Here is a 9814-nt window from a genome sequence, read left to right as displayed (position 1 = left end):
ATTGTTATGGGCATCATGATTCAATTGAAAACAATTGAGAGTTAATTGAGAATCAATTGAGAATCACAGGGTTATTTAGGAAATATTTACGCATTATTTAATTGATTTTTATGTCTAATTTAAATAGACCCAAAATCTCCAAAAAACTGCATAAAAGATAGCTAAAATCTATGTTTTTTCATAGTTTTAAACTTTTGAATATGATACAATATATGTAAATATTGGTACATTGTATTCGTATGGTTTAGAGGTTGTTTTCTTAAAAATTGTATTGAGAAAACAACCTTTTTTTATAGTTTGGGGTATTAGTATGAATAGTTCTGGATATAATAATCACAACAAATTGCTTATTAGCAAAATCATAGTGCTTATAGCAGATTATGTTTCTATTGTGTTAGGCACATTAGCGGCCTATCATTTGCGTTTAAACTTGCCATTTTTACCGGTGAGTTCAAATTTTAAGGTAGATGAAATCTATGTATATGGTGTTATACCTTTCGTATTTTTAGCCATATTATTGCTCAATAATGCCTATTCTGTAGTATCTCCTTATTGGGATACGATGAAGAACTTATTCCGTAGTATCACTATTGGCGTCGTTGTATCCATTGTACTCATGTACACAGGTCATGTAATCAACGATGTATCTCGACTCTTTGTTATCTTTGCCTATCTATTTATGCTGCTCTTTATCTTTAGTAGTCGTTTTATTGTAGGTAAAATTCTTTCAAAAGCAGGATACTTAAATATACCAGTCCTTCTCGTTGGTGCAGGTAAAACAGCAGAGCTCGTAAAGAAATCTTTAGATCGTATGCCAATTGCTACCTATAAGATTATTGGTTATGTAGATGATAATCCTAAATCCTCTACCATTGCTAAAGAATATCCATGTCTCGGTGCTTTTTCCGATGTTGAACGAGTTATTAAAGATACAGGTGTACAAACCGTCCTTATATGTGCACCAGGGTTAGAGCCTAAAAAGTTAGTATCCTTGATCAATCACTTGCAACTATTAGTAAATCGCGTTGCCTTTGTACCTGAGTTGTTTGGTTTGCCTACAAGTAACATTACGGCTCGTGGCATGATGGAAGAGCAAGCTGTTGTATTGCGGGTACAAAATAACTTGGCTCGCAAGTCTAACCGTATTATGAAACGCATCTTTGATATTGTCGCTACTGTTTGTGGTGGTATCTTGATTTTACCAATCCTCGCCATCGTAGCTGTGTTGATTTATTTAGATTCTCCAGGTCCTATCGTATTTGGTCACAAGCGCGTTGGCCAAGGTGGTAAAGAGTTCCCATGCTATAAATTCCGCTCCATGGTGCCTAATGCGCAAGAGGCGTTGGAGGTATATTTGAAAGAAAATCCTGCAGCTCGTGAGGAATGGGAACGAGATTTCAAATTAAAAGATGATCCTCGTGTTACAAGAATTGGTAAATTCCTACGTAAAACGAGTCTTGATGAATTGCCACAATTGTGGAATGTTCTCGTTGGGGATATGAGTCTTGTAGGTCCACGCCCTATCGTGCGCGATGAAATCGTAAAATACGGCGACTATATCAACGACTTTTACCTTGTACCACCAGGGATTACCGGTGTATGGCAAGTGAGCGGTCGTAGCGATACTACCTATGAAGAACGGGTATTAATGGACTCTTGGTATGTTCATAACTGGTCTGTGTGGATCGATATTGTATATTTATTGAAAACTGTGTTGGCTGTCGTTAAATCGAAAGGGGCTTATTAGTCGGGGGGATTATGAGGGATAGTAGTTTTGATATTATGAAGGGGATTGCAATTTTGCTTGTTGTTTTGGGCCATTCTGTTCCAGACCAAGCAAGTGCTAGTGGTATTGCTAGTTATCCTTTATATTTGATGCGGACTATAATTTATAGCTTCCATATGCCTGTATTCTTCTTTGTAGCTGGCTATTTTATGCATATACCTTTGAAAGAAGGATTCAAGAAATTTATAAAAGATAAAAGTATACGTTTGATGGTTCCCTATTTTACTATTGGACTATTATATTTCCCCTTCAAATTAGTTTTATCAAAATTTGCAAATCAGCAAATTAATCCGCAAGATATATGGAAAATATTTATTGGTATTAATCCGGATGGGGAACTATGGTTCTTATATTGCTTGTTCTTTATTTCAATCATTATTGCCTTATTGGTTAAACGTGTAAATTTAGGTTTATTAATCTTATCTTTCATCATTGGCATGTTATCTGATGTATTAAATATCTTTTCTGTACCTATGGTATCAAAGATATTGTACTTCCAATTCTTCTATATCTTAGGCTTATATATAAAGAAATATATGCTATTAGATTATATGAAATCTGCAGGAGTAGCCCTTACATCTCTTGTGATTTTTAGTGTAGGTAATTATGCATTACTACATGATATTAATGTGTTTAAAATACTTACTCTTGTAACAGCAGTTTCGGGCATTACTATTACATACTATATAGCTAACCAAATCTCATCTAGAATCGGATTATATAAAACACTACTAATCTTTTTAGGCACTGTCTCAATGGATGTTTATATCTTTAGTGATATCGTTAAGATTCCATTCAGAATTGTACTTTGGTCTAAATTAGGATTGTATTATGAAGCTTTTATTGTATGCTTCTTAGCATCTACAATTCTATCTATCTTGATAGGTCATATTTTAAGAAAAAATTATTATTCACGATTGCTATGTCTTGGAATGAAAAAATAAGGATATACATATGAAAAAACAATTTGATTATTTAGTAGTTGGGGCGGGCCCATTTGGTGCTGTATTTGCCCATGAGGCGCACAAGCGTGGTAAATCTGTACTTGTTATCGATCGTCGTAATCATATAGCAGGTAATCTGTATTGTGAAAGCAAAGACGATATTAACATTCACGTGTATGGTGCGCATATTTTCCATACATCCTTAAAGCATGTGTGGGATTATGTGAATCAATTTGCTGAGTTCAATCACTATGTAAATAGTCCTGTAGCGAACTATAAAGGTGAAATGTACAATTTGCCTTTTAATATGAATACCTTCTCCAAAATGTGGAATATTCGAACTCCAAAAGAGGCACAGGATATCATTACAAAGCAACGGGCTGCTATTACAAGTGAACCAAAGAACTTAGAAGAGCAAGCTATTAGCCTTGTAGGTACAGACATTTACGAAAAACTCATCAAAGGGTATACGGAAAAACAATGGGGCCGTAAATGTACAGAATTGCCAGCTTTCATTATTAAGCGTTTACCAGTTCGTTATACCTATGATAACAATTACTTTAATGACCGTTTTCAAGGCATTCCTATGGGCGGTTATACCAAGATGATTGAACGCATGTTAGAGGGCATCGAAGTTCGTTTAGGTGTAGACTTCCTCAAACATCGTGATGAATATGAAGCCTTGGCAGATAAGATTATCTATACAGGTCCTATTGATGAGTATTTTGATTACTCTGAAGGTGTATTGGAATATCGTGGTCTTCACTTTGAAACTGAACGTCTTGAAGAGGAAAATCATCAAGGTGTTGCCGTTGTGAACTATACAGAAGGGGACATTCCGTATACTCGCATTATTGAACATAAGCATTTTGAATTTGGTACACAACCTGTTACATATGTAACAAAAGAATATCCAAAAGACTGGAAAATTGGCGAAGAAGCCTATTATCCAGTGAACGATGTAAAGAATTTAGACCTTTACGCAAAATATGTTAAAAAGGCTGAAACGATTTCCAATGTTATCTTTGGTGGTCGTTTAGGGGAATATAAATATTACGATATGGATAAGGTTATTGCTAGCGCTTTGGCATTAGTAGAAAAGGAGTTAGCCTAACCAAGTTTTCATATGGTAAGTAGATAGACTTGAGAGACAACACTCATGTAGGAGAGTACTAGTGAATATTAAGATTTTAGTAGCCACCCATAAGCAATATTGGATGCCAGAGGATTCCGTATATATGCCAATCCATGTAGGTAGAGAAGGCAAAGCTGATATTGGTTATACCGGCGATCATACAGGAGATAATATCTCCTCAAAAAATGCGAATTATTGTGAATTAACAGGCCTGTATTGGGCTTGGAAAAACCTTGATGCGGACTATATCGGTCTTGTTCATTACAGACGATACTTTACGCGCAAAGAGGTGCGTTCCGTAGAGGACAAAAAGAATCAAATTCTTACAGGTCCAGAATGGGAAAAAATACTTTCAGAGTATCCTGTTGTGGTAGCAGATAAGCGTAAATATTATATTGAATCTAATCGTTCTCACTATAATCATGCCCATCACAGCGACGGCCTTGATGCGGCAGAGCAAATCATCGCTGAAAAATATCCAGAATATAGCGCTGCTTTCACAAAAGTTTGCAATCGCACATGGGCGCATATGTTCAATATGTTTGTTATGCGCCGCGACCTATTTGATCAATACTGCGAGTGGATGTTCTCCATCTTGGAGGAAATCGAACATCGCGTCGATATTTCCAATTACGATACATACGAAGCGCGTATTTATGGTTTTGTAAGCGAAATCTTGCTCGACGTATGGATTGAAGCAAATAACATCGACTATAAAGAACAAAATGTATCCTTTATGGAGCCACAAAATTGGTTGAAAAAAGGTGGCTTATTCTTAAAAAGAAAATTCTTTAAATAATAGACCTATTTATATTATGGAGAAATTTTTTGATGCGAGAAATTGGTTTTTCGGAAATTAAGCGTGTCGCTTTAGATATTTTAAAAGATGTGGCACATTTTTGTGATACACATGATATTCGATATGTATTAGCCTATGGAACGATGTTGGGGGCTGTTAGACATAAAGGTTTTATTCCATGGGATGATGATATTGATATTATGATGCCACGGGATGATTATAATCGTTTTATTAAGTTATATAATGACCATAATCCAAGATATCAAGTATATTCTATTGAAAACGATGATAGTTACACCTATACAATGGCAAAGGTATTCGATCAAGAAACAGTTATGATTGATAATACATTATGGCGTAATTTTGATAAAGCAGGTGTATTTATAGATATTTTCCCTATGGATGGGTTACCAGATGATACACAGGCACAACAAAAACTTTTTAGACACCAACAACTTTTAAACTTGTTGTTCCATGGGTCGTCTATGAAGTTTACATTTAGCAATCGCTACGTAGACTCTAAAGGTAGCTTTGCTAAGCTAAAAGGTTATATTCGTACATTCTTGAAATTTGGTGCCATCAGCTTAATGCATTTTTTGCCAACTACAAGTTTAATTAAAAAGATTAACCAAGATGCACAACAGTATCCATTTTCAGATGCGGAATATATAAGTGTTCTCGTTGATTGTGCAAGTGGTAATAAACGAGAGGTCTATGAAAAGACCTTGTTTGATAATAGAAGTTTATATCCTTTTGAGGATACTGAGTTTTGGGGACTTACAGATAGCGATTTCTATTTAAGTCATTTGTACAATAATTATATGGAAGTACCACCTGAAGATCGCCAGGTACCGCATCATAACTATAGAGTATATTGGAAACAATAAGAGGGGATTATATTATGAAACTATTTACAGTAGGACCAACACAAATGAGAAAGGAAATTCTTGATGTAAGACATCAACAAGTTCCTTATTTTAGAACAGCAGAATTTTCTGAAGTTATGTTAGACTCAGATAAACTGCTCAAAAAGTTTATGAATGCACCAGAAAGCTATAAATCCATCTACTTAACAGCTTCTGGTACAGGCGCATTAGAAGCTACTATTATGAATTGTATGAATGAAACTGACCATGTACTAGTTATTAATGGTGGTACTTTTGGGCAACGTTTTGTTGATTTATGCGAACTCCATGAGATTTCTCATACTGTGATTAAATTAGAAGATGGCGAGGCGTTGACTGCTAAACACTTTGATGCAGTAGAAGAACAATCATTTACCTTTGTTATTGCTAATATTGATGAAACTTCTACAGCACAGCTATATGATATTAATTTATTAAGTAGCTTTGCTAAAAAGAAACAAGCGTACTTAGTGATTGATGCAATTAGTTCGTTCTTAATCGATCATTATGATATGGCTGGTAATAATATTGATGTTACTATTTTGAGTTCCCAAAAAGGACTTTGTATTGCACCAGGTATATCTCCTATTGTAATTAGTGACAGATTATATGAGGAACGTGTAAAAAATAATCACATTAAGAATCTTTATTTTGATTTCAACCAATATATAAAGAACTTTACAAGAGGTCAAACACCATTCACACCTGCTGTTGGGGTATGTTTAGAAATGAATAAAGCATTACATTTAATTGAAGAAGAAGGTTTTGAAAACTATTTATCTCGTATTGATAGTGTGGCAAAAGATTTCAGAAATAGAATTAAAGAACTACCAGTATCTCTTCCTGCTTTTACTATCAGTAATGCGGTTACACCTATTCGTTTTGAACAACCAATTGCTAAAGATGTATTTACAATTTTGAAGGACAAATATGATATTTTTGTAAATCCTACGGGTGGCGTTAATGAAGACTATGTACTACGCGTTGCTCATATTGGTGATACAACCATTGAGGATAATAAAATGATCGTAGAAACAATGAAATCAGTCATTAAAGAGATTACAGGTAAATAATATGGTAAAAGTGATAACATATGGAACATATGATTTGTTTCATGAGGGACATTATAATCTATTAAAGAATGCAAAAGCATTAGGTGATTATCTTATTGTTGGGGTTACATCCGACTATTTTGATAAATCTAGAGGCAAATTTAATGTTCGTGATTCTTTAATGACGCGCATAGATAATGTGCGTGCTACAGGTTTTGCAGATGAAATTGTAGTAGAAGAATATTTTGGCCAAAAAATAGATGATATCAAACGTTTTAATGTAGATATATTTACTGTTGGATCTGATTGGGAAGGCTATTTTGATTATTTAAATGAGTATTGTAAGGTAGTTTACCTACCAAGAACACAAGGTATTTCTAGTACTCAAATCAGAAATTCTGAGAATGTTAGATTAGGTATTATTGGTAATGAAGTTATTTTGGACAGATTTTTAGATGAGTCTAAATTTGTTAGTGGTATTGATATTATAGGTGGGTACACAGAGGCAGATGAGACTGATACTATCTATAAATCATACCAGTTTAATGATTTAGAGCAATTTTGTTCATCTGAAAAGTTACTAGATGAGGTAGATGCGGTATATATTAATATGCCTTTATCTAAACGTGGTGCGTATATTGAAAAAGCACTACAAGCTAGAAAACATGTATTAACAGAATTTCCATTTAGTAGTGACCTTGATGAAACATTACGCTTGATGGAGTTAGCGAAATCTTCCAACTTAGTATTAATGGAAGGCTTAAAAACAGCGTATAGCCCTGCTTTTAATAAGTTAATTGCCATGGCCCGTAGTGGAAAAATTGGTAAAATCTTTAATGTAGAGGCTAATTTTACACAAGTTTTGGGGGAAGATTTGGCTAATCAAATTAGAATAGCTGGTGGTAGTATTTTATCCTTAGCATCCTATCCATTATTAGCTATCTTTAAACTCCTAGGATTTGATTATAATCGCGTTGATTTTATAAGTCATAAGGTTGACGATGTCGATATTTTATCAAAGATTAATTTTCTTTATGATGATGCTATGGCCTCCGCTACTGTGGCAATCAATGCTAAGGCAGAGGGAGATTTAGTTATATCTGGTTCTAAAGGATATATTTATGTACCAGCGCCTTGGTGGAAAACAGAATTCTTTGAATTGCGTTTTGAAGATGTGAACTTAAACCAAAAATACTTCTATAAGTTTGAAGGTGAAGGCTTACGATATGAAATCGTTGAGTTCTTAAAATGTATTAGAGAGGACTCTGAAAGCTTCTTGATGAGCCATCAAGATATGATTGAAGAGGTACGCGTCCTCAATAAGTTTGTATCTGATACCGATGTTACTGTAATTTAGTATGGGATTTGATGAGTATGCAACAATTATCTTTACGAGAAGTTCAGCTAGAAGAGTTAAATCTTCTCAAGGATTTTGACCAATTTTGCAAAAAATATAATTTAAAATATAGTTTATGTTATGGCACATTAATAGGTGCAGCTCGACATAAAGGGTTTATACCTTGGGATGATGATATTGATGTTTGCATGCCAAGACCTGATTATGAACGGTTATTAACGTTAAAAGAGCACTATGATCACGATGGATTAGAGCTAATTGCTAATCCTATCAATCATAGTTTGGATGCAACCTATGCGGCTATCATCAATAAAAATATTCCTTGTGAAAATACATATTCTAATACATTACGTAGCAAGTATTTATGGATAGATATTTTCCCTGTTGATGGATTTAGTGAAGATATGTCCATTATGAAAGAGATTTATGATAAATCGATTTTTTATCAAAAAATACTTACATTAGCTAGCGCTAAACTGTTTAAGGGGAAATCTCTTATTCATGCTTTAGGTAAATTAGTTATTGTTCCATTGTGCCGTTTATTTGGTAAACAACGTTGTATCGATATCATGGATCGTTTGGCTAAATCTTATGACTATACTAAATCAGAGTATGTTGGTGTAATTGCCTGGGGTGAAGGTGTAAAGGAACGATTGCCTAAACAGGATTTTGAGAAGATGACTACTATTGAATTTGAAGACCAATCATTCTCTGTTATGTCCTGTTGGAGAGAATATCTAGATAATATGTATGATGACTATATGCAGATGCCTCCTGAGGATCAACGCTGTGGACATAATATTGTTGCTTATAAGATAAATCGAAAGGATTAAGTATATGGAGCCATTAATTTCTATTATTGTTCCTATTTATAATGTTGAACAGTATGTTGATAAATGTATTCAATCAATACTTAATCAAACCTATCAAAATTTAGAAATTATTTTAGTCGATGATGGAGCAACCGATTGTAGCGGTTCTATTGCCGATTCTTATGCAGCGAAGGATAAACGCATAAAGGTCTTTCATAAGGAAAATGGCGGGCTTTCCGATGCTCGTAATTATGGTTTAGATCATGTTACAGGAGACTATATTTTATTCGTTGATAGTGATGATTTTATAGAAAATACAATGTGTGAAAGATTGCTTACTGTAGCGAATAGTACCAATGCTGATATGGTATCTTGTAATTACTATATCTACAGAGAAGCTGATGATATTAGTATACATACTATGTCTGTTCAAGATGATAAACGAACTTTCACAGGCATGGATATGTTGAGATATTATCTATTAAAAACTGAACCATTCGATCTCAATGTAGTATGGAATAAACTTTTTAAATCTGAGTTATTCAATGGGACAGTATTAGTTCGTTTTCCAAAGGGGAGAGTTCAAGAGGATAATTTTACTATTTTCAGGCTATTTTTAAATGCTAATACTATAGTAACAGTAAATGAACCCCTTTATTATTATGTACAACGCGCTGGTAGTATAATGGCTAATTTCAGTAGACGTTTTATGACAGATACAGTAGAGTCCCATATATATATGAGTGATTATCTTATGAATCACTGTAGTAGTGTAGAGAACGAGCTGCAATTGTATCTATTAAATTCCTATGTGGAATTATCTCGTAGAGTCTGTGCAAATAAATGTAAGACAGAGTATAAAGATTTACTCACACAATATAAACACTATGTATTAGATCATACGGCTGATACCAGTCATAATCCATTGTGGAAGTGCAAACAATATATAAAGAGGTTATTGGTTAAATTGTATTATTAACTATGAATCATAACCATATTTGTACGGTTGTATATTACATATAAT

The 9814-nt window shown here is 34.0% G+C and carries 9 protein-coding genes; all 9 read left to right on the top strand.

Translation table 11 applies throughout. From position 1 onward, the window contains the following. Positions 1–310: 310 nt before the first annotated feature. The 9 genes from wbaP (at position 311) to QZ334_RS00520 (ending at position 9769) form a co-directional block, all read left to right on the top strand. The gene (gene wbaP, locus QZ334_RS00560) at positions 311–1747 is read left to right on the top strand and encodes an undecaprenyl-phosphate galactose phosphotransferase WbaP (protein ID WP_295231002.1); all 1437 of its coding nucleotides are present in this window, start codon (positions 311–313) and stop codon (positions 1745–1747) included. An 11-nt stretch (positions 1748–1758) separates the two neighbouring features. After that, entirely contained in the window at positions 1759–2730 is a 972-nt protein-coding gene (locus tag QZ334_RS00555) for an acyltransferase family protein (protein WP_295230999.1), read from the top strand. Between the two features lie 10 nt (positions 2731–2740). Beyond that, positions 2741–3844, top strand: a complete 1104-nt coding sequence (glf, locus tag QZ334_RS00550; protein WP_295230996.1) for a UDP-galactopyranose mutase — start codon at positions 2741–2743, stop codon at positions 3842–3844. A gap of 61 nt (positions 3845–3905) precedes the next feature. Beyond that, entirely contained in the window at positions 3906–4664 is a 759-nt protein-coding gene (locus QZ334_RS00545; RefSeq protein WP_295230993.1) for a DUF4422 domain-containing protein, read from the top strand. A gap of 32 nt (positions 4665–4696) precedes the next feature. Then, positions 4697–5551, top strand: a complete 855-nt coding sequence (locus tag QZ334_RS00540; RefSeq protein ID WP_295231037.1) for a LicD family protein — start codon at positions 4697–4699, stop codon at positions 5549–5551. Positions 5552–5565: 14 nt separating this feature from the next. Further along, complete coding sequence (locus QZ334_RS00535; RefSeq protein ID WP_295230990.1) at positions 5566–6642, top strand: pyridoxal-phosphate-dependent aminotransferase family protein; 1077 nt, start codon at positions 5566–5568, stop codon at positions 6640–6642. 1 nt (position 6643) lies between these two features. Further along, positions 6644–7978, top strand: coding sequence for an adenylyltransferase/cytidyltransferase family protein (locus tag QZ334_RS00530; RefSeq protein WP_295230987.1), 1335 nt, complete (start codon positions 6644–6646; stop codon positions 7976–7978). Positions 7979–7995: 17 nt separating this feature from the next. Continuing rightward, positions 7996–8811: a LicD family protein gene (locus QZ334_RS00525; protein WP_229025285.1), complete on the top strand. Its 816-nt coding sequence runs from the start codon at positions 7996–7998 to the stop codon at positions 8809–8811. 4 nt (positions 8812–8815) lie between these two features. Continuing rightward, complete coding sequence (locus QZ334_RS00520) at positions 8816–9769, top strand: glycosyltransferase family 2 protein (RefSeq protein ID WP_295230982.1); 954 nt, start codon at positions 8816–8818, stop codon at positions 9767–9769. Positions 9770–9814: the final 45 nt, after the last annotated feature.

The organism is Veillonella sp. (assembly GCF_019414865.1).
In the GTDB taxonomy this organism is placed as follows: domain Bacteria; phylum Bacillota; class Negativicutes; order Veillonellales; family Veillonellaceae; genus Veillonella.
This window is presented reverse-complemented; position numbering and strand designations above follow the sequence as displayed.

Coding starts and splice junctions, on each gene's coding strand:
- QZ334_RS00540 (WP_295231037.1), top strand. CDS start 4,697: ATGCGAGAAATTGGTTTTTCGGAAATTAAGCGTGTCGCTTTAGATATT.
- QZ334_RS00525 (WP_229025285.1), top strand. CDS start 7,996: ATGCAACAATTATCTTTACGAGAAGTTCAGCTAGAAGAGTTAAATCTT.
- QZ334_RS00555 (WP_295230999.1), top strand. CDS start 1,759: ATGAGGGATAGTAGTTTTGATATTATGAAGGGGATTGCAATTTTGCTT.
- QZ334_RS00535 (WP_295230990.1), top strand. CDS start 5,566: ATGAAACTATTTACAGTAGGACCAACACAAATGAGAAAGGAAATTCTT.
- QZ334_RS00520 (WP_295230982.1), top strand. CDS start 8,816: ATGGAGCCATTAATTTCTATTATTGTTCCTATTTATAATGTTGAACAG.
- QZ334_RS00530 (WP_295230987.1), top strand. CDS start 6,644: ATGGTAAAAGTGATAACATATGGAACATATGATTTGTTTCATGAGGGA.
- wbaP (WP_295231002.1), top strand. CDS start 311: ATGAATAGTTCTGGATATAATAATCACAACAAATTGCTTATTAGCAAA.
- glf (WP_295230996.1), top strand. CDS start 2,741: ATGAAAAAACAATTTGATTATTTAGTAGTTGGGGCGGGCCCATTTGGT.